This window comes from Nocardia bhagyanarayanae, from assembly GCF_006716565.1.
Classification (GTDB): Bacteria; Actinomycetota; Actinomycetes; order Mycobacteriales; family Mycobacteriaceae; genus Nocardia; species Nocardia bhagyanarayanae.
This window is the reverse complement of sequence record NZ_VFPG01000001.1, coordinates 995,455-1,015,837: the sequence shown is the minus strand read 5'-3', so window position 1 is coordinate 1,015,837 and position 20,383 is coordinate 995,455. Positions and strand designations below refer to the sequence as shown.

14 protein-coding genes and 1 tRNA gene are annotated in these 20,383 nt (G+C 69.8%); 10 read left to right on the top strand and 5 right to left on the bottom strand.

The features are described 5' to 3' along the window. The first annotated feature begins 276 nt into the window (after window positions 1-276). Together topA and FB390_RS04020 are read left to right on the top strand one after the other, a co-directional pair. On the top strand, window positions 277-3,102 hold the full coding sequence (gene topA, locus FB390_RS04025) for a type I DNA topoisomerase (protein WP_246124231.1): 2,826 nt from the start codon (window positions 277-279) through the stop codon (window positions 3,100-3,102). Between the two features lie 59 nt (window positions 3,103-3,161). Then, window positions 3,162-3,665 carry a mycothiol transferase gene (locus tag FB390_RS04020; RefSeq protein WP_141807738.1) on the top strand — a complete coding sequence of 168 codons (504 nt, stop codon included), beginning with the start codon at window positions 3,162-3,164 and terminating at the stop codon, window positions 3,663-3,665. Window positions 3,666-3,722: 57 nt separating this feature from the next. On the opposite strand, the gene FB390_RS04015 is transcribed toward FB390_RS04020, so the two are convergent. Next, on the bottom strand, window positions 3,723-4,268 hold the full coding sequence (locus FB390_RS04015) for a DJ-1/PfpI family protein (RefSeq protein ID WP_141807737.1): 546 nt from the start codon (window positions 4,266-4,268) through the stop codon (window positions 3,723-3,725). 171 nt (window positions 4,269-4,439) lie between these two features. Here FB390_RS04015 and FB390_RS04010 point away from each other — a divergent pair, with 171 nt between their 5' ends. From FB390_RS04010 to FB390_RS03995, 4 genes are all read left to right on the top strand, one after another. After that, window positions 4,440-5,633: a DNA polymerase III subunit delta' gene (locus FB390_RS04010; RefSeq protein WP_141807736.1), complete on the top strand. Its 1,194-nt coding sequence runs from the start codon at window positions 4,440-4,442 to the stop codon at window positions 5,631-5,633. A 71-nt stretch (window positions 5,634-5,704) separates the two neighbouring features. Then, window positions 5,705-5,780: transfer RNA gene (locus tag FB390_RS04005), tRNA-Thr, on the top strand. A gap of 209 nt (window positions 5,781-5,989) precedes the next feature. After that, window positions 5,990-6,547 (top strand): hypothetical protein, encoded by a 558-nt coding sequence (locus FB390_RS04000; RefSeq protein WP_141807735.1) that lies wholly within the window; start codon window positions 5,990-5,992, stop codon window positions 6,545-6,547. An 8-nt stretch (window positions 6,548-6,555) separates the two neighbouring features. Further along, a complete protein-coding gene (locus tag FB390_RS03995; RefSeq protein ID WP_141807734.1) occupies window positions 6,556-10,524 on the top strand; it encodes a WD40 repeat domain-containing protein in 3,969 nt (1,322 codons plus the stop codon). A gap of 1 nt (window position 10,525) precedes the next feature. Here the strand turns inward: FB390_RS03995 and FB390_RS03990 are convergent, their stop codons facing one another. Then, the gene (locus tag FB390_RS03990) at window positions 10,526-10,879 is read right to left on the bottom strand and encodes a DoxX family protein (RefSeq protein WP_221639209.1); all 354 of its coding nucleotides are present in this window, start codon (window positions 10,877-10,879) and stop codon (window positions 10,526-10,528) included. A 91-nt stretch (window positions 10,880-10,970) separates the two neighbouring features. Here FB390_RS03990 and FB390_RS03985 point away from each other — a divergent pair, with 91 nt between their 5' ends. After that, window positions 10,971-11,864, top strand: coding sequence for a LysR family transcriptional regulator (locus FB390_RS03985; RefSeq protein WP_141807732.1), 894 nt, complete (start codon window positions 10,971-10,973; stop codon window positions 11,862-11,864). A gap of 51 nt (window positions 11,865-11,915) precedes the next feature. On the opposite strand, the gene FB390_RS03980 is transcribed toward FB390_RS03985, so the two are convergent. After that, complete coding sequence (locus tag FB390_RS03980; RefSeq protein ID WP_141807731.1) at window positions 11,916-12,971, bottom strand: alpha/beta fold hydrolase; 1,056 nt, start codon at window positions 12,969-12,971, stop codon at window positions 11,916-11,918. 600 nt (window positions 12,972-13,571) lie between these two features. On the opposite strand from FB390_RS03980, the gene FB390_RS03975 reads away from it, so the two are divergent. The 3 genes from FB390_RS03975 (at window position 13,572) to FB390_RS03965 (ending at window position 14,931) form a co-directional block, all read left to right on the top strand. Next, on the top strand, window positions 13,572-13,949 hold the full coding sequence (locus FB390_RS03975; protein ID WP_141807730.1) for a glyoxalase superfamily protein: 378 nt from the start codon (window positions 13,572-13,574) through the stop codon (window positions 13,947-13,949). Window positions 13,950-14,059: 110 nt separating this feature from the next. Continuing rightward, window positions 14,060-14,521, top strand: coding sequence for a DUF2752 domain-containing protein (locus FB390_RS03970; RefSeq protein ID WP_141807729.1), 462 nt, complete (start codon window positions 14,060-14,062; stop codon window positions 14,519-14,521). 224 nt (window positions 14,522-14,745) lie between these two features. Next, window positions 14,746-14,931 carry a hypothetical protein gene (locus tag FB390_RS03965; RefSeq protein WP_141807728.1) on the top strand — a complete coding sequence of 62 codons (186 nt, stop codon included), beginning with the start codon at window positions 14,746-14,748 and terminating at the stop codon, window positions 14,929-14,931. A 6-nt stretch (window positions 14,932-14,937) separates the two neighbouring features. Here the strand turns inward: FB390_RS03965 and FB390_RS03960 are convergent, their stop codons facing one another. Then, entirely contained in the window at window positions 14,938-16,287 is a 1,350-nt protein-coding gene (locus FB390_RS03960; RefSeq protein WP_141807727.1) for a M1 family metallopeptidase, read from the bottom strand. Next, window positions 16,287-20,249, bottom strand: a complete 3,963-nt coding sequence (locus tag FB390_RS03955; RefSeq protein ID WP_141811527.1) for a Pls/PosA family non-ribosomal peptide synthetase — start codon at window positions 20,247-20,249, stop codon at window positions 16,287-16,289. The genes FB390_RS03960 and FB390_RS03955 overlap by 1 nt, the downstream gene beginning before the upstream one ends. Between the last annotated feature and the right edge of the window lie 134 nt (window positions 20,250-20,383).

The window sequence follows — 20,383 nt, the reverse complement described above, 5'->3', positions numbered from 1 at the left end:
GAGGCCGCGAACACGCGCGCACCAGCGCGCCAAACAACAGGGCATACTGATCGGCAACGATCACGTACGCTCAGTGGTTCGGGTCGCAAGCACTCGACCACAACCAGCGTCAAGGTATAAACGTGACTGGTAGCGATGTCAGCGTCGCCGCCGCTTGCCCCAAACCGCGCACAAACGCGCACCAGCGCGTCGCGCGGGTCGAGAAGGAAAGGTTATTCGCCGGTGGCAACACGAGACCGCGGTGCAGCCGACCAGGGCCGTCCCCTGCGTCGTCTCGTGATCGTCGAGTCCCCGACCAAGGCCCGCAAGATCGCGCCCTATCTGGGCCGCAACTACACGGTGGAGGCCTCGGTCGGCCACATTCGGGACCTGCCGCGGGGAGCGGCGGACGTGCCGGCCAAGTACAAGGGACAGCCGTGGGCGCGTCTCGGCGTGGACGTGGACAACGATTTCGAGCCCATCTATGTGGTGAGCCCGGATAAGAAGGCCAAGGTCACCGAGCTCAAGAGCCTGTTGAAGGACGCCGACGAGCTGTACCTCGCCACCGACCCCGACCGCGAGGGCGAGGCCATCGCCTGGCATCTGCTCGAGACGCTGAAGCCGAAGGTGCCGGTGCGCCGGATGGTGTTCCACGAGATCACCGAGCCCGCCATCCAGGCCGCGGCCGCGGACACCCGCGAGCTCGATCCGGATCTGGTCGACGCGCAGGAGACCCGGCGCATCCTGGACCGGCTGTACGGCTACGAGGTCAGCCCGGTGCTGTGGAAGAAGGTCATGCCGCGGCTGTCGGCGGGCCGGGTGCAGTCCGTGGCGACCAGGGTGATCGTCCAGCGCGAGCGGGAGCGGATGCAGTTCCGTTCAGCGGAGTACTGGGACATCGCGGCCAAGCTGGACGCCGGTACCGGCGAGGCGGTCGACGCCTCGAATCCGCGGACCTTCGGCGCGCGGCTGGTGAACGTCGACGGCGCGCGGGTCGCGACCGGTCGAGATTTCGGGTCCGACGGGCAGCTCAAGTCGTCCAACGGCGTGATCGTCCTGGACGAGGGCTACGCGCGACGGCTGGCGGAGGCGCTCGACGGCGCTGATCTCGTGGTGTCCTCGGCGGAGGCCAAGCCGTACAGCCGCAAGCCGTACGCGCCGTTCATGACGTCCACGCTCCAGCAGGAGGCGGGCCGCAAGCTGCGTTTCACCTCCGAGCGGACCATGCGGGTGGCGCAGCGGCTCTACGAAAACGGCTACATCACCTACATGCGTACCGACTCCACCACGCTGTCGGAGTCGGCGATCGCCGCGGCCCGCTCACAGGCGACCCAGCTCTACGGCGCGGAGTATGTGCACCCCACACCGCGCCAGTACACCCGCAAGGTGAAGAACGCGCAGGAGGCGCACGAGGCGATCCGCCCCGCGGGTGACACCTTCGCCACGCCGGGTCAGCTGCACGCGCGGCTCGACAACGACGAGTTCCGCCTGTACGAGCTGATCTGGCAGCGCACCGTCGCCTCGCAGATGGCCGACGCGCGCGGCACCACGCTGACGCTGCGCATCACCGGCGTCGCGGGTACCGGCGAGGAGTGCGTGTTCTCCGCGTCGGGTCGCACGATCACCTTCCCCGGCTTCCTCAAGGCGTACGTGGAGAGCGTGGACGAGGAGGCGGGCGGCCAGTCCGACGACGCCGAATCCCGGCTTCCCGCACTGGAAGAGGGCCAGGGCGTCACCGCGGTCGAGCTGAATCCCGATGGGCACAGCACGAATCCGCCCGCGCGCTACACCGAAGCCTCGCTGATCAAGACGCTCGAAGAGCTCGGCATCGGCCGTCCTTCGACGTATTCGTCGATCATCAAGACGATCCTGGACCGCGGGTACGTGTACAAGCGCGGCAGCGCGCTCGTGCCGTCGTGGGTGGCGTTCGCCGTGGTCGGTCTGTTGGAGGCCTACTTCGGCAGGCTGGTGGACTTCGACTTCACCGCGGCCATGGAGGACGATCTCGACGCCATCGCCGGCGGCCGTGAGCAGCGCGGAAATTGGTTGTCCAGCTTCTACTTCGGCGGCGATCACGGCGTCGAGGGTTCGGTCGCGCGCTCCGGCGGGTTGAAGAAGATGGTCGGCGAGCAGCTCGACGACATCGACGCCCGCGAGGTCAACTCGATCAAGCTCTTCACCGACGACGAGGGCCGCGACGTGGTGGTCCGGGTCGGCCGTTTCGGGCCGTACCTGGAGCGCATGGTCGCCAATCCCGATGACCCCGAAGGTGATTCGATCTCGCAGCGGGCCAACCTGCCCGACGATCTGCCGCCCGACGAGCTGACGGCCGAGGTCGCCGAGAAGCTGTTCGCGACACCGCAGGAAGGGCGCAGGCTCGGCGTCGATCCGGCGACCGGGAACGAAATCGTCGCCAAGGAAGGACGTTTCGGTCCGTACGTCACCGAGATCCTGCCCGAGCCCGCCGCCGAGGAAACGCCCGCCAAGAAGACCGCCAAGAAGGCGGCCGCGCCCAAGCCGCGCACCGGTTCGCTGTTCAAGTCCATGGATCTGGCCACGATCACCCTCGACGACGCGCTCAAGCTGCTGTCGCTGCCCCGGGTGGTCGGCGCGGATCCGGCCTCCGGCGAGGAGATCACCGCGCAGAACGGCCGCTACGGCCCGTACTTGAAGAAGGGCACCGACTCGAGGTCGCTGGCGTCGGAGGATCAGATCTTCACCGTCTCGCTCGACGAGGCGCTGAAGATCTACGCCGAGCCGAAGCGCCGAGGCAGGCAGGCCGCGAGCGCGGCGCCGCTGCGTGAGCTCGGCAACGACGCGGCGACCGGCAAGCCGATGGTGATCAAGGACGGCCGCTTCGGCCCGTACGTCACCGATGGCGAGACCAACGCCAGCCTGCGCAAGGGCGACGAGGTCGAGACCATCACCGACGAGCGCGCCTCGGAGCTGCTCGCCGATCGGCGCGCACGCGGGCCGGTGAAGAAGGCGGCAAAGAAGACCGCGGCGAAGAAGGCCCCGGCCAAGAAGACCGCCACCAAGACCGCGACGGCGAAGAAGACCACCGCCAAGAAGACGACCGCGAAGAAGACCGCGACCAAGAAGGCGGCCGCCGAGAAGTCCTGAGCCCCGGCCGCGGTTGGGCTAGCGTACGGTCCGTAGCCGTACCGGGGAAAGGACCGACCATGGCCGATCGGGAGCGCGAGGATCTCATCGCGATGCTGGCGGATCAGCGCGAGCTGTTCCGGATCACCGTCTGCGGCATCGACGACGAGCAGGCGCGCAAACGCACGACGGTCAGCGAGCTGACCCTCGGCGGTCTGCTGCATCACCTGATCAACTGCGAGCGGCACTGGACCTCGGTGATCGCGACCCGCGACGAGCACGCCGAACTGGACGTGTCCAAGTTCGCGGGCGAGTACGTCATGGCGCCGGACGAGACGGTGCAGGGTCTGCTGGACACCTGGGACGAGGTGGCCGCCGCCACGGCCGAGCTGATCCGCACCGTGGACGGTCTGGACACCTCGATCCCCACTCCGACCGCACCGTGGACGCCCGAAAGAATCTGGCAGACAGTGCGTTTCACGATCCTGCACATCCTGCGGGAGATCGCGCACCACTCCGGGCACGCCGACATCATCCGCGAGGCGCTGGACGGGCAGAACAGCACCTATTCCAGGGTGTCCTGACGGTCGATCGGCGCTGCCGGACGTAGCCGTGCGTGGGCGGTGAGAAGGCGGTACGCCCTACTCGCGCAGCAGCCGGAGGAATTCCCGCATCCACGCGGGATGGTCGGGCCAGGCTCGGCCGGTGACGATGTTGTCCTCGACGTGCGCCTCGCTGTCCACGAACTTGCCGCCCGCCGCCTCGATGTCTGGGGCGAGGGCGGGGTAGGCGCTGCAGGAGCGGCCGGTGAGCACGCCCGCCGCGGCGAGGATCAGCGGGCCGTGGCAGAGGGCGGCGATGGGCTTGCGCTCCTCGGCGAAATGCTGGACGACGCGCTGGCAGTCCTGGTTGTTGCGCAGGTACTCCGGCGCGCGTCCGCCCGGAACCACGAGCGCGCCGTAGTTTTCCGGCACGACGTCGGCCAGCGCGATGTCGGCGGGCCAGCTGTGGCCGAGTTTCTCGGTGTAGGTGTCGAAGCCGTCCGCGAAGTCGTGGACGACGAATTGGAGCTTCTTGACGGTCGGCGCCGCGACGTCCACCGCGTGCCCCTCTTCGAGCAGGCGTTGGTAGGGGTAGAAGACCTCGAGGTCTTCGGCGGCGTCCCCGGCGATCAACAGGATTCTCACGATGATTGCACCTCCGCATCGAGGATCCGCCTGTGCGATGAGACGGGTCAACGACCTGCGCGCTCGCTACCGCGTGTCGTGGCGGGACAGGCCGAGAGCGGGCCGGACAGGGAGCACCTGCGGTCGCCCGGGCTGCGCGCTTTGTCGGACGGCACCACTAGGGTGTAGCGCGTGGCGGGAGTCTTCGATCGGTTGGTCGGCCAGGATGCGGTCGAGTCCGAGCTGACGGCTGCCGCGATCGCCGCCCGCGCGGGGGTGGTCGAGGGCGCGATGACGCATTCCTGGTTGTTCACCGGTCCGCCCGGATCGGGAAGATCCATTGCGGCGCTGTGCTTCGCGGCGGCATTGCAATGCACCGATCCCGGGGTGCCAGGCTGCGGAAAGTGTCACGCCTGCACCACGACCATGGCCGGTACCCACGGTGACGTGCGGCGGGTCGTGCCCGAGGGGCTGAGTATCAGCACCAAGGAGATGCGCGAGATCGTCCAGATCGCCTCGCGCCGCCCGAGCACCGGACGCTGGCAGGTGGTGGTCATCGAGGACGCCGACCGCTTGACGGAGGCGGCGGGCAACGTGCTGCTCAAGGTGGTCGAGGAACCGCCGGACCGCACGGTGTTCCTGCTGTGCGCGCCGTCGGTGGACCCGGAGGACATCTCCGTCACGCTGCGCTCCCGGTGCAGGCACGTGCACCTGGTGACCCCGTCCGTGCCGGCCATCGCCAAAGTGCTGAAGGAGCGCGACCGGCTCGACGAGAAGACCGCGAACTGGGCGGCCTCGGTCAGCGGCGGCCATGTCGGACGGGCGCGGCGGCTGGCCACCGACGAAGAGGCGAGGGCGCGCAGGCAGCGGGCGCTCGCCCTGGTGGCGGCCGTCGGGCGACCGGGCGCGGCCTACGCCGCCGCCGACGAACTGGTGAAGGCCGCCGACGACGAGGCCAAGCAGATGAGCGCGGCCCGCGACGAACGCGAACGCGAGGAGCTGGCCACCGCGCTCGGTGCGGGCGGCACCGGCAAGGGCGCGGCGAGCGCGACCCGCGGCTCCGCCGGCGTGCTCAAGGATCTCGAGCGCCGCCAGAAGTCCCGCGCCACCCGCACCGGTCGCGACGCACTCGACCGAGCGTTGATCGACGTGGCGGGCGTGTACCGCGACGCGCTGGCCGTCCGCTTCGGCGGCTCGGGCGTCGCCCTCACCCACCCCGACATGTCCGACCAGATCCACGACCTCGCCGATCGCGTGCGCCCCGAAGGCCTGCTGCGCTCCATCGAGGCGGTGCTCGACTGCCGCGAAGCCCTCGACCTCAACGTCAAGCCCCGCTTCGCCCTCGCCGCCATGGTCGCGGCCATCATGGCCGCCCAATCCGCCTGACTCCACCCCGGGGACCACCCGTTTTCGCGATCCGGGGGCGGAGACGATAGACTCGCGTGGCCGAGAGGCACGCCGCCTTAGCTCAGTCGGTAGAGCGCTTCACTCGTAATGAAAAGGTCGGGGGTTCGATTCCCCCAGGCGGCTCCACAAAAATTCAGGTCGTGGTCTGTTCGAGAGTCTGAGACAGGCCATGCGTCATGGCTGTGCCCCCTCGGGCGACTGTTGCCGTACTTCGGTTGAGGAGCTGACGAGGGGCTTCGTCGTGCCGTCGGCAGCCGGTATTCCGCGAACGGGCAACGGATCGCGTTGTGGTGGGACAGAATTGGGGCGGTCCTACTGCGCGGGAGGGAGCGTCGATGACGGAGCCGTTGACATTGGCCGGGGTGGGGGCATTGGCACTCGCACAGGGCATTACGTTTCTATACGGGCAAGTAGGCGAGATACTGCGGCGCAGGCGGGAGCGGCGCGCGGCGGAGAACGATACCGAGACCGCGATGCTGCCGGGTGGTGGCGGTGACGTGCTCGACGGTGAGTTGCGTTCGACCCCGGTGGATTTCGATCTGGTGGAGGGGCGAATCGGGGAGTTCGAGCGGCTGTACGAGCAGCTGTCGCGGTACGCGCAACAACTCGCGGATGTCGACCCGGCGGACGTGGAGCTACTGGAGCGCGTCGAGGCGCTGCGGCGGTTGCTGGAACTCGTTTACCGGCAGCGGATCACCTTTCGCGGCGAGCACCGCGACACGTCGGGCACCACGATCGAGGTCGCGGTGGAGGCCGAGCGCGTCGACGGATACCTCGCGGGCGTGCGGGCGCGGACGCTCAACAGTGCCGATATCGATGTGCGCACGAAGGCCGGTGATGTCGGCGCCGGTGGCCGCGTGGTCGGTGTGGACGCGGACCGGATCGGCGGCTGACGAAAAGCATGACCGGCATCAAGGTCGGTGATCTTTTCTATCAGCCGGTCGTCGAGATGCACCTCGACCGGTTCTTCGTCGAACGGCCCTGGCTCGCCGAGGCACTCACCGAACTGCTCGACGAACCCGACTGCCGCTTCGTGTTGGTCACCGGCGGTCCCGGTAGCGGAAAGTCGTCGTTCGCCTCCTGGCTGGTCGAACACGAGCCGAGCGCGCTGCGCTACTTCATCCGCCGCGACAGCATGTCGCGCGCATCGGCCGGTGACGTGCGCTCGGTCCTGCTCACCCTCGGGCACCAGTTCGCGGTGCTGCACCCCGAGGCATTCGAGACCGACGCGTTGCGGCTGGTGATCGAGCAGCAGGCGGGTCGGGTCGGCCCTGGCGGCCGGATGGTCGGTATCAAGGTGGACGATCTGGTCGTCTCGCCGTTCGCTGCGACATCGGCGGTGGTGAGGCAGCGCGCCGGGGAGATCGACGGTGAGGTCGTCGCGGTGCAGGCGGGGCGGATCGTCGCCGACGAACGCCTGCTCGATTTCGAGAATCTCCAGTACCTCGCGCTGCTCGCACCGGCCATCGCGCTGGCCCGAATCCGCCCGGAAAGACGGGTTCTCGTCGTCATCGACGGCGTGGACGAGTTGCGCTTCCTGCCTGGTGACCAGGTCGCCAACGTGCTGAACTGGCTGGCCGTCTGCCCCGAACTGCCCGCGAACATCCGGGTGGTCGTCACCGCGCGCCCGGACCGCGTCCTGCTGTCCAGATTCCGGGGCGCGCAGCGGCGCTGGCTGCGGGAACTGGCGATCAGCGAGGAGTCCACGGAGGTCGACCGGGATCTGCGCCGCTACACCAGCCGGGTCGCGTCGGTCGAGCCGCTGCTCGGCGCTGGTTTGCGCGCGGTGGACCTGGTGCCGGAGCGCTTCCTCGCGGAGGTGGCCGAGCGCGCCGACGGCAGCTTCCAGTACGCGCGTTCGGTGCTACGCGCCGTGCTCGACGCGAGCGCCAACGAACGGCACGGCGACCTGGCCGCACTGGCTCGCCTCGCGGAGCTGCCCGGCGAACTGAACGAGCTCTATGCCTTCTTCCTCGGGCTCATCCGGGAGAACGCGCCGACCAAAGTGCCGGTGACCAGCGATCCGGAGCGAGAAGACCCGGCGTGGGCGGCGCTGTATCACCCGCTGCTCGCGGCATTCGCCCTGGCGCAGGAACCGTTGACACCGAACGCTGCCGCCGAACTGATCGGGCTGTCAGTCGCGCCGGAGTGGATCGCCGACGCGGTGCAGAGCCTCGCACAGTTCCTCGACGAGGTCGACGGCGGATATCAGCTCTACCACGAGAGCTTCGGCGAATTCCTGGAGTCGGAGCGAACCGACCCGCTGCTGCGCGTCGATTCCACGCACTGGCACAACCGGATCACCGCTCGCGCCCTGCGCCGATTCGGCGGCGGCGCGGGCTGGCAGGCGGCCGACCCCTACCTGCGCCGCTACCTGGCTGTTCATGCCGCGGCTGCGGGCAGACTGGACGAGCTGGTGCTCGATGCGGGATTCCTCGTCGCAGCTGAGCCGGACGTGCTGCTCCGTGAGCTGCCGCTGCTCCGCGGCGCCGAGGCCAAGGCCGCGGGTTGGGTGTACGAGGCCGCTGCCCGCAGGTTCTCGGGCCGCCCGGTTCGGGAACGTCCCGGCCACCTGGAATTCGTCGCTCGGCAACAGCGGATGGACGCGCTCACCGCTGGTCTCGCCGACCTCGATGTCGAGCGCGACCTCTCGGTGCGGTGGTTGCACACGTGGCTGTGGCACCCGCATCACCGGCTCGGTCGATTCGGTGACACCCATCCCGTGGCCATGGCCGCCGATCCCGAACTGGACGAAATCGTGCTGCTCGGCGGCGACGGCGTCGTGCGGACAGTCGACCGCGTCACCGGACTGGTCTCGCGGGCGTTCGATCTCGCGGCCGTGGTGGGTACGCCCTTGGCGCTGAATCTCGGTACCGCGTTCGGCCGCATCGTCGCCATCGTCGGGGCCGCCGATGGTCGCGTGCACATTTTCGATCCGGTGACCGGCGCGCCCAGCGTGCCGCCGCTCTCGGGCCGGGCGGGCTTCGACAGACTGCCCCGGCTGGTCGTGGCGGGCCGGATAGCCTCGGGATCGGTGACGCTCGGCGCGCCTGCCGAACTCGCCGCGGTTGCCGTGGCCGACATCGACGACCATGCGTACGCGGTCGCGGGGGATTTCGACGGCGTCGTCACCGTCTGGGATCTCGCCACCGGTGAGCCGCGCGCCCTGCTCAATCCCTTCGAGTACGGAACCCCCGAGTCGTTCGCCTTCACCTCGCTCGACGGTGTTCCCGCCGTGGTGATCGGCGACCAGTACGGCAGGCTCGCGGTGCTGCACCTCGGCGACATCCCGGCCGATCTCGGTCCGGCCCCGATCCACGAGCAGGAACCCGAGGCGGTCATAGCGGCCTTCCACAACATCAATGCCTGTGTCGCCGTGGATGTTTCGGGCCAGGCGGTCGTCGTCACCGCAGGTGACGACGGCGTGGTCCGCTTCTGGAACCCTCACGACGGCAGCCACATCGGCGACCCGATCGTCGTCGACGCCGAGTCGCTGCACGCGCTCGCGGTGCTGCCCGGCGACATCCTCGCCGTCGGCGGACGCTCGCTGAACCTCTACGCGCTGGCGGACCGCCGTAGGCTCGCCACCGTTCCCGTGCCGCACGACAGCGCCACCACGGTCCTGGCCACCACGCGCTTCCGCGGCGAGGTCGCGCTGGTTTCCGCCGGCTACGACCGGGTGGTCAACATCTGGCCGGTCGCGGAGTTGCTGTCGGCCGCCACGGCGGAGGCGCCGGGCCTGGCGACTGTCTACGGGGTGGTCACGGGCGAGGTGGCCGGGCGCGCGGTGGTGGTTTCCGGCGGTTCCGACAGCACTTTGCGCCAATGGGACGCGGACAGCGGCGAGCCGATGGGCGCGGCGATAACCACCGGGCAGGACGGTATTCGTTGTCTCGCCTCGATCGCATCCGGGGCGAACCTGCTGGTCGCCGCGGGCGGATTCGACAACACCATCGTCCTGGCGTCGTTTACAGCGACCGGGGGCGCGGTGGTCGGGACACTCACCGGACACGGGCGATACATCGCCGCACTGGCATTCGGCTGGGTCGGCAAGCGGTTGATGCTCGCGTCCGGCAGCGGGGACCACACGGTACGGCTGTGGGACGTGGCGAATCACACCTGTGCGCAGACCCTCGCCGGGCACCTCGGCACGGTGGAGGCGGTCATGTTCCTGCCGCCGCGGCGGTCGATGTTCTTCGGGTCGCACCCGCGGCTGCTCTCCGGCGGCGACGACGGCGCCCTGCGGCTGTGGGACCTGCGCGACGGCACCCAGATCGGGGCGCCGCTCGTCGACCCGGACGGGCTGCTCGTGGACGACAACGACCCGCCGCCGCCGGACCTTCCCCCCGACGATTCACAGTGGACCCGCGAGGACTACTTCCTCGCCGCCGAGGACGCCAGAAGCCGTGCCGACCTCGCCTTCTGGCGCGCCGAGAAGGCCAAACAGATGAGCGGCACCGCCCCGGATCCGGTATGGATGGAGCGCATGGGCGGCCGCTACCGGCCGTACCTCGCGTTCGCCCGGATCGGCGCCGCCGAACACGAGCCCGTCTATGCGGCGACCATTTCCGGTATCCGGGTCTGGGATCTGGAAGCCGGGCTCGCGGGCGCGTGGATTCCGCTGCATCCGGGCGCGATCGACGCCATTCGGGCCGACGAAGTCGACGGCGGCCACCGGCTGCTCGGTGCCGGTAACCACGGCGAGCTGACCCTCAGCTACCCCGGCGAGGAACAGCCGCGGGTGCGGTTCGACACCAGCGGCCACCTCTTCGCGATATGCACCCACCCCGCCGACCCGCGCATTCTCATCCTCGGCGGCGTGCACGGACTGATGTCGATCGCGCTGACGCGCAGGGGAGAAGTTCACTAGCTCAGCCGATCCGGTACGCCAAGGTGGCGGCGAGGGTGGCCACGGTGAGGGTGAGAGCCGCGGATACCCGGCCGAGGTTGAAGTCCGAGACCCGCAAGTGGGCGATGACCGCGCCGATGAAGTAGAGGACGAGGCCGGTCGCGGCGGCGATGCCGACGATCGGTACCGCGAAACCGGCGACGAGGCCGATCGCTCCGATTCCGAGCAGCGAACCCAGCGGAAGCATCCAGGAGTGCGGCACCCGCACCTCGTCGGCCGCGGCCACGGGAATGGGGTGGCGGACGAAGTTCATCCAGGCGGCGGTCGCGGCGCCGAGCGCGGTGATCGTGGTGAGAGTGACGTAGAGGGCGAACACAGCGGGACCTTTCCGAGGAGACGACCTTGCGCACCCAGTCTCGATTCGGCGGTCGTTGTGGCACCAATACCTGTATCCATAACCTGGGGGCATGGATGTCGACACTCGGCTGCTGCGCTACTTCGCCGCCGTCGCCGAGGAGGGGAACCTGACCCGCGCGGCCCAACGGCTGTACGTCTCGCAACCGGCGCTCACGAAGCAGATCAAGCAGCTCGAAACATTGCTGGGAGCAACGCTTTTCACGCGTTCGCGGGCGGGAATGGCGCTCACCGAGGCGGGGCGCGCCCTGGCGCGACGGGCGCCCGCTTTGCTCGACGACTGGACTCGCGCGGTATCCGAAACCAATGCCGCCGCCGCGCGAGAGGCCCGCGTCCTGCGCGTCGGTTTCCTGGCCAGCGCCGCCAACGAGGCCACCACGGAGATCATCGCCGAATTCGCCGCGCGCAGGCCGGGCTGGCGAGTGGACATGCGCCAGAGTGCCTGGTCGGATCCGACCGCGGGATTGGCCGACGGCCGGGTCGACGTCGCGATACTGCGGCTGCCGATCCCCGGCCAAGAGAAGTGGCGCGTCGAGGTGCTGCTCACCGAGCCGCGCTGCGTCGTCCTGCCGAGTACGCACCGGTTCGCCGATCGCGACGAGATCCCGTTCGCGGAGTTGCTGGACGAGCCGTTCGTGGCCGCACCGCAGGCGACCGGTCCATGGCGGGACTATTGGCTCGCGATCGACGAGCGGGGTGGCGTTCCGCCGCGCATCGGCGCCGTCACCCAGCACCCGGACGACTGGCTCAACGCGATCGCGAACGGGTACGGGATCGCCTTGGCGCCGGAGTCCGCGGCGCGTTTCTATCAGCGGCCCGGCGTCGTTTTCCGGTCGGTGGTCGGCATCGCCGCCAGCCAGGTCGGTGTCGCGTGGAATCCGATCGATGACGAGAACGCGCCGGTCCAGGACTTCGTCCGCAGTTGCCTGCGCTACGAGCAGACGTGAATGTCGCTCCCGGGCCGGGCGCCGTCGACCGGCCCGGGAGAACGTTTCGGGTCAGACCGCGGTGGCGCGCTGATTGCTCGCGCCCTGGGCGATCCGATCGATCTCGGCGTTGAAGCGGTCGGCGGCCTCGATATTGCCGAGGTGACCGGTGGGCCAGACCTGGTAGTCGGCGAGGGAGCCCGCGGCGCCGAGCGCCTCGACGATCGGACGGTTCATCCTGGCGGGCAGCAGGTAGTCGTGCGCGCCCGCGATGACGGTGGTGGGGACGGTCAGATGCTTGGCCGCATCGCCCAGATCGAGGGTGGCGAGCGCCGCGGCGTGCAGGCCGCGGGTGAGCGGACGGCAAGAGCGGACGATGCCGAGTGAGAAGGCGACCTCGTCGGCGGTCGCGTTCTTCGTCATCAGCCTGGCTTTGATGATGGCGGTCACCAGCGGGCCGCCCGGCAGCGGCACCGGTGCGCTCAACAGCGTCTCGGCGAACACCAGCGGCATGCGCACACCCGCGCCCAAGAAGGTGACCGGCCGACGCGCCATCGTCAGCGGCTTGTTCAGCAGCGGAAGGAGATCGGTCTCGTGGCGGATCTCCCGGGAGGCGGTGTTCGCGAGCACCACGGCGTTGGCGCGGGCGGGCACCTGCTCGGGGTAGCGGGCAGCCCACGCTTGCAAAGTGATGCCGCCCATGCTGTGGCCGACGAGGGTGGCGCGCTTGCCGCGCGGCAGGGTGGCGTCGAGGACGGTGGCCAGGTCGTCGGCGAGGGTTTCGCCGCTCGGCGCGGTGCGGCCCAGCGTGCTCTCGCCGTGTCCGCGCTGGTCGTACGCGATCACACGGTAGCGGTCCGCGAGTGCGTTGATCTGCGGGTTCCAGTACTCGATGCAGCAGCTCCAGCCGTGGATGAGCACGATGACGTCGCCGTCGGCGGGTCCGTACGCGTGAACTCGGAGCTTGGCGCCATCGACGGTTGTGACCGGGATGATCTCGCAGGGTGCGGTCGGCTTGTTCAGCGAAGCTGTCGCGAAAGTGCGGGACCGCAGTCCGGCACGGTAAGCCGCGGTGAGCGGCTCGGCGCCGCGCACCCCCGCCAGTGTCTTCATCGACGTCACCAGCATTGTGCACTCCTTTGTGTCATCCGCCACAGTACGATGCGAACAAAGTGCTTGCAACTGCAAGCGGTCGATGGCGGAAATCCTGGCGTATATCTGTGGATACCCAATATTCGGTCCGATGAACTCTGCCGGGAAGGAGAAACATCGCGCGCGAGCGAAGTTTCCCCGGAGTGCACACGGCTCGAACAGTCACATCCGGTACATCGCGGGCCGAGCCCGCGCCGGTATCGGCGGTACTCGATCGTTATCAGCTCGAAGCCAGGGGCTCGCTCGTTCTCGGCGGTTTCGGGCCGCTGACCTGCGGCTCGCTGAGGACGAGGAGTCCTGGGACCGGGATTCTGATTCGTCGTTCTCTGCGGATGCGCCGCGCGACCCGCCCTTCATCGATCCGGGCTGTGCTGGCGTGGGTCGGATAGCCGCCGCGTCTCGGAGGTGCTGGCGTGGGTCGGTAGCCGCCGCGTCTCGAGCGAGGGCGGCGTAAATGGTGCTTCGGCGTCTTGAGCCATGGGCGGCCTGCGCGGTGGTTCGGCGTCTCGGGCGAGGGTCGGCCTGCGGGCGTCTCGAGAGACGGGCGCTGTCGGTGCGTGGTGCGATGATCGGCCGATGACCTCCGAGGACATCCGCTTCGCCGCGCCGATCCCCGTGCTGCGCATGTTCGACACCGCCAAGACCTACGAATTCTATTGCGACTACCTGGGTTTCATCGTCGACTGGGAGCACCGGTTCGGCGCGGACTTCCCGCTCTACGCCCAGGTGTCCCGGTCGGACGCGAAACTGCACCTGAGCGAGCACCACGGGGACGGCACCCCCGGCTCGGTGGTGTGGATCGCGGTGGGCGACATCCATGCCCTGCACGCCGAGCTCGCCGCCAAGGACTACCGATATGCCAAGCCGGGCAGCCCCGAGGACGGTCCCGGCGGTCCCGGTTTCGATCTGACCGACCCCTCGGGCAACGTACTGCGCCTCGCTCAGCCGGATTAGCGCGGTCCGCAAAAACTTTCGCACTCGGAGCAGGCACGGCCGACGGTCTCCTTCCGCCGCGCCCGGCGGCTGTAGCGCCGACCCGCGCGCCCCCGCTACCGTGGTTTCTCGTGGAGACCACGCACCTCGCAGGCCAGCCCTCGTTCCCGCCACCGCAGCGGGTGCGGCGCACAGGGTGGCGCGCGCTCGGTCTGCCCGCGCTCGCGGCGGGCGCCGCGGTCGGGGCCGTGGTTCTGCTGCACTTCCGCGACCCGCACGTGGAGGGCTCCTATGGCATCTGCCCGATCTACGGCCTGACCGGGTTGTACTGCCCCGGCTGCGGCGGCATGCGCGCAGTGCACAACCTCACCGACGGCCGCCTGCTGGACTCGCTGCACAGCAACCTGCTCGCGATTCCACTGCTGCTCGCCTTCGCGGTGTTCCTCGGCGACTGGGCGATGCGCGCCTGGCGCGGCGAACGTCCCCGCGTCCCCGATCTACCCCGCCCGTTCATGTGGACGGTGCTCGTGCTGTTCGTCGTGTACTCGGTGCTGCGCAACACGCCCTGGGGGACCTGGCTGGCGCCGGTTTAGATCTCCGCCTTCGCTCCGGCGTGCACGAGCTGTCGGCGGACTGCCATCCCGCTGTGTCGTCAGGGTGTACCTCTACCCCGCTACAGCCATGGCCCGGGCTGATGGCGGACTCCGCCGGGCAGCGTGCCGCCAGCGTGGCTTCGGCTGTGCCTGGCTGATGGGCTGCCGACCGGCGGTGTCGGACACGCGAGATTCCCGCGCTCCGAACCGGGCAAGCTCTCGGTATGAAGGATTCACTCAAGGCGCGGGTACGCGAAAAGCTGCTGCGCCAGCTCTCCGAGGACGCGCCCGACAACGAACACGACGACCCGAGGCAGATCTCGGTGGCGGCCGATCTGGACACCCTGGACAGCGTCGCCGAGGATGATCCGATCGTCGAGGAACTCGCCGCCCGCTACCTCGTGTTCTGAGCGGACTCAGCGCGCGCCGACCTGCCCGCCGTACGGCGGCAGCTGCGGCAGCGGCTCGTCGCGCAGCCAGCTGTCCCACAGCGGACGCAGCGGCACCAGGCTGTAGTGCCCGGCCAGGTCGGTGAACTCCTCGGTGCTCACCGAGGAATGCCGGTAGCGCAACACCCATTCGCGCAGCAGGTCGAAGAAACCGGGCTCGCCGAGCTCGAGGCGCAGTGCGTGCATGGTGAGCGCGCCGCGCTTGTACACCCGATCGTCGAACATGCGCTTGGGACCGGGGTCTCCGATGACGATGTCCTGCGGCTGCCGCGCCAGGTTGTGCCGGGCGGCGCGGGCCAGCTGATCGGCGGTCGGTCCGCCCGAGGCCTCGGACCAGATCCATTCCGCGTAGCAGGCGAAGCCCTCGTGCAGCCAGATGTCGCGCCACTGCCGCAGGGTCAGGCTGTTGCCGAACCACTGGTGCGCGAGTTCGTGCGCGACGAGGCGTTCGGAGCCGCGGCGGCCGTCGCAGTGGTTGGCGCCGAACACCGAGATGCCCTGGGCTTCGATCGGAATCTCCAGGTCGTCGTCGGTGACCACTACCGTGTACCCGCCGAACGGATAGGGGCCGAACTTTTCGGTGAAGACCTCCATCATCCGCGGTTGGCGCGCGAAGTCGTGTTCGAATTCGGCGCGCAGCCGTGGCGGCACGACCGCCTGCATGGGCACCGGTCCGTGCGCGGGGCCGACGCGGTGCTTGCGGTAGTGCCCGATCTGGATGGTGGCCAGGTAGCTCGACATCGGCTCCGGCTGCTCGTACACCCAGGTGGTCTGGCTCGCCTTCGTCTGCTTGCGCGTCAAGGTGCCGTTGGCGACGGCGTAGTACGGGCTGTCGGTGGTGATCGAGATCCGGTAGCTCGCTTTGGAACTCGGGTGGTCGTCGCAGGGAAACCAGGACGCGGCCCCGTTGGGCTGGCTGGCGACCAGTGCGCCCTCGGACAGCTCCTCCCAGCCGACCTCGCCCCACGGCCCGCGCACCGGCCTCGGCACGCCGGCGTACTGGATCACCACCGAGAGCACGCCGCCCGCCGGAATCCGTTGCTGCGGCGTGACGACCAACTTGCCGTGCTGGTGACCGTACTTCGCGGCCCTGGCGCCGTTGACGAACACCTTCGACACCGTCAGCGCCTGCGCGAGATCGAGGCTGAACCGGGGCTGGACGGCGGTGGTGACCGCGGTGATCTCCGCGCGCCCGCTCAGCCGGTTGCTCGCCACCCGGTAGACCAGGTCGAGCTCGTACCGCGAGACGCGGTAGCCCCTATTGCCGTTCTGCGGCAGGTAGTCATCGATGGGTTTCTCGTAGAACTTCTCACCCATCAGCCCTCCTCGCCCGGTTCGTGCCACGGCGCGATGGGGTTGCCCCACCATCTGGTCGACGGCGGCACGGTGTCGCCGCGCATGACGAGCGAGGCCGGGCCGACGGTCGCGCCCGCGCCCAGACCCGCCGCGGGCAGGGCGACGCAGTGCGGGCCGAGGGTGGCGCCCGCGCCGAGGGTGACGGTGTCCATGGCCATGATCCGATCGTGGAACAGGTGGGTCTGCACCACGCAGCCCCGCTCCACCGTCGCGCCGTCGCCGAGTGTCACCAGATCCGCCTCCGGTAGCCAGTAGGACTCGCACCATACCCCGCGGCCGATGCGCGCGCCGAGCGCGCGAAGCCACAGATTCAGCACCGGCGTTCCGGTCGCGGCACGGGCGAACCAGGGCGCGGCGACGGTCTCGACGAACGTGTCCGAGACCTCGTTGCGCCAGACGAACGAGCTCCACAGCGGATGCTCCTCGGCCTGGATCCGGCCGACAAGCAACCACTTCGCGGCCACCGCGCTGCCGCACGCGACCGCACCCGCGACCAACAGCACGACGCCGCTGAGCAGGGCGGTCGGCAGGTGACCGATCCGCTGGGCCAGCCAGGCCAGCGCGAAGAGCACGCCGAGGCCGATGGCGAAGGTGACGAGCACCGGGATCAGCCTGCACGTCTCGACGATCGCCCGCGCGACGCGCAGCCGCCGCGGCGGATCGAAAGTGCGGCGAGCATCCGCTGTTTCGGAGGCGCGGCGCAGGCGCACGGGCGGGCTACCGAGCCACGAAGACCCCGCCTTCGCCTTGGACGGCGCGGCCGAGAGCACGGCGACCAGCCCGTTCTTCGGTACCCGGCGGCCGGGCGCGGTCATACCCGAGTTGCCGAGGAACGCGCGCTTGCCGACCTTGGCCTCGCCGATGCGCAGCCAGCCGCCGCCGAGTTCGTAACCGGCGACCATGGTGTCGTCGGCGAGGAAGGCGCCGTCGGCGACGGTGGTGAACTTCGGCAGCAGCAGCACGGTCGACGCCTCGACGTGCTTGCCGACCTTCGCGCCGAGCAGACGCAGCCACAACGGCGTCAGCAGGCTGGCGTAGAGCGGGAACAGGAAGGTGCGCGCCGAATCGAGCAGCCGTTCGGTGGCCCAGGCCTGCCAGCCGACGCGGCTGCGCACCGGATGGTGGCCCTCGGTCAGGCCGATGGCGAACAGGCGCACCAGGACGACGGTCGCCGCGGCGTACACGCCGAGCACGAGCAGCACGGCCACCGGCAGCACGGCGAAGGCGCGGCCGAGCGCGGCGGTGAGCGTCGTGGTGTCCCGGATCCACCAGGCCAGGAACGCGCCGCCCGCGCCGAGGCCGAGGATCGGGAGGGCGGCGAGCGCCATCGAGGTGATGCCGAAGATCGGGACCCAGTGCCGGGCGCGCGGTGGCGTGTGCGCGGGCCAACGATGCCTGGCGCGGCCGACCTTCACGGCCGGGGACCCCGCCCATTCCTGTTCGGCCTTGACCTTCCCCGAGACCGCGGAACCCGGCGCGATCTCGGCGTTCTTACCGATCCTGGTACCCGGCAGCAGGATCGAGCGCGCGCCGACCACCGCGCCGGGGCCGATGCTGATCGGTCCGATGTGCACGAGGTCGCCGTCGATCCAGTAGCCGGAGAGATCGACCTCCGGTTCCACGCTGCACCCGTCGCCCAGTTCGAGCATCCCGGTCACCGGCGGCAACGTGTGCAGGTCGACACCTTTGCCGATGCGCGCGCCGAGCGCCCGCGCGAAGGGCACCATCCACGGTGCGCCGGAAAGATTCTCGGCGCCGCTCGCCTCGGACAGCCGCACCGCGGCCCACAGGCGCAGGTGCACGGAGCCGCCGCGCGGATAGCTGCCGGGCGCGATGCCGCGCAACAGCACGCGCGACCCGGCCACGCACAGCGCCATCCGGCCGGGCGGCGAGATGAAGAGCAGGAACGCGATCAGCGCCCACCACCAGGACAGCCGAGGCAGCCAGGGCAGCGATCCCGACCACGCCGCGATATTGCCGACGATGGCCAGCCAAGTGAGCCACTGCAAGCCGGTCAGGGTGGTCAGCGGCACGGTGGCGAGCACCTGAACCCACTGTGCCGCGCGCGGGGTGGGGCGCACCGTGCGTTCCTCGACCGCGGCGGCGGGGGCGCTGGCGTCGAGCAGATCGGCGAGCGCGCCGAGGCGCGGATGGTCGTAGAGATCGGCCACGGCGATCCGTGGGTAGCGCTCGCGCAGCGCGGTGACCAGCTGGGCGGCAGCCAGCGACCCGCCGCCGAGGTCGAAGAAGTCGGCGTCGGGACCGGTCGCCTCGGCGCCGAGGATGGCGTCCCAGAGCCCGGCGACCCAGCGCGCGGTGGGGGACATGTCGGCGTCGGCGGGCTTGGTCTCGGGCAGCGGCCAGGGCAGCGCGTCGCGGTCGACCTTGCCCGAGGTGCGGGTGGGCAGCTCGCCGACCACCGCAAGGCGCGGCACCAGCGGTGCGGGCAGCTGGCCGGCGAGCAGTTCGCGAGCGGCGTGCACGTCGAAGTCGCCGTCCGGGCCGGTGAGGTAGCCGACCAGGATCTTGTTGCCCGCCTTGGTCGTCCGGATCGCGGCGGCCGCTCCCGTGACGCCAGGCAGATGCTGGAGCGCGTTGTCGATCTCGCCGAGTTCGATGCGACGGCCGCCGAGCTTGATCTGATCGTCGGCGCGGCCCAGGAAGACGAGCCCGGCGCTCTCGTTGCGGACCAGATCGCCGCTGCGGTAGGCGCGTTCCCAGCCGAGTGCGGGCAGCGGCGCGTACTTCTCAGCGTCCTTGGCCGGATCGAGGTAGCGGCCGAGTCCGACGCCGCCGATGACGAGTTCACCCGATTCGCCCTCGCCGACCGGGTTGCCCCGCGCGTCGATCACGGCCAGATCCCAGCCGTCCAAAGGCAATCCGATGCGAATCGGCGGCTCGCCGGTGAGCAGGGCCGCGCACGCCACAACCGTCGCCTCGGTGGGGCCGTAGGTGTTCCACAACTCGCGGCCCGAATCCTCGTCGCCCGCAAGGCGTTCGGCGAGTTCCGGCGGCACCGCCTCGCCGCCGAAGATCAACAGCCGGACCGGTTCCAGCGCCTCGGCGGGCCAGGTCGCGGCCAACGTCGGCACCGTCGAGACGATGCTGATCTCGCGACGGACCAGCCAGGGGCCGAGGTCGGCGCCGGTGCGCACCAGCGCGCGCGGCGCGGGCACCAGGCAGGCGCCGTGCCGCCAAGCCAGCCACATCTCCTCGCAGGAGGCGTCGAAGGCGACCGAGAGACCGGCGAGTACACGGTCACCGGGACCGATGGGCGCGTCGCGCAGGAAGAGTCGCGCCTCGGCGTCGACGAAGGCGGCGGCGTTGCGGTGGGTGACCGCGACGCCCTTCGGCGTGCCGGTGGAGCCGGAGGTGAAGATGATCCAGGCGTCGTCTTCGGGAGTCGGGAACCGGTGACCGGAATCGGTGGCTTCGCCGTCCGTCTCCACTTCGGTCGTGAGTGCTGTTGCGGCGGAAGATGTTTCGTCGGCGACGCGGATGCCGTCGGCGGTGACTACGGCGCTGACCCGCGCTTCGCCGAACACCAGCCGGGCCCGCTCGTCGGGATCGTCGGCGTCGACCGGGACGTACGCGGCGCCCGCCCACAGCACGGCCAGGATCGTGATGTAGAGATCGCCACTCCCGGAGGGCATTCGGACGCCGACCCGGTCGCCCGCGCGGACTCCCGCCTCGGCCAGCTCGGCCGCTCGCGCCTCCACCGCGGTGAGCAGCTCGCGATACGTGATCAGGATCTCGCCGTCATCGATGGCGTGCGCGTCCGGATGGGCACGGGCGGTAGCGGTCAGGATGTCGACCAGGGTGCGCGGCGGGGGCGCCGCCGCGCCGCGTAGCAGGGGGTCGGACAACGACTGCCCGGTCGTCGGGCTGGCGCCCACCGCGGTGTCGACCTGCGGCTGGAGCATCACGTCCGGCCCACCTCTCATAGACCTGCCTTGCGTTTCCCGATGGTTGTTTCACATGAGGGTTACCGATTGGCAAACACCACGGTGACCAACTGACCACGGTACCCGCGGTATCGGTGAAATCGCCCGGGCCG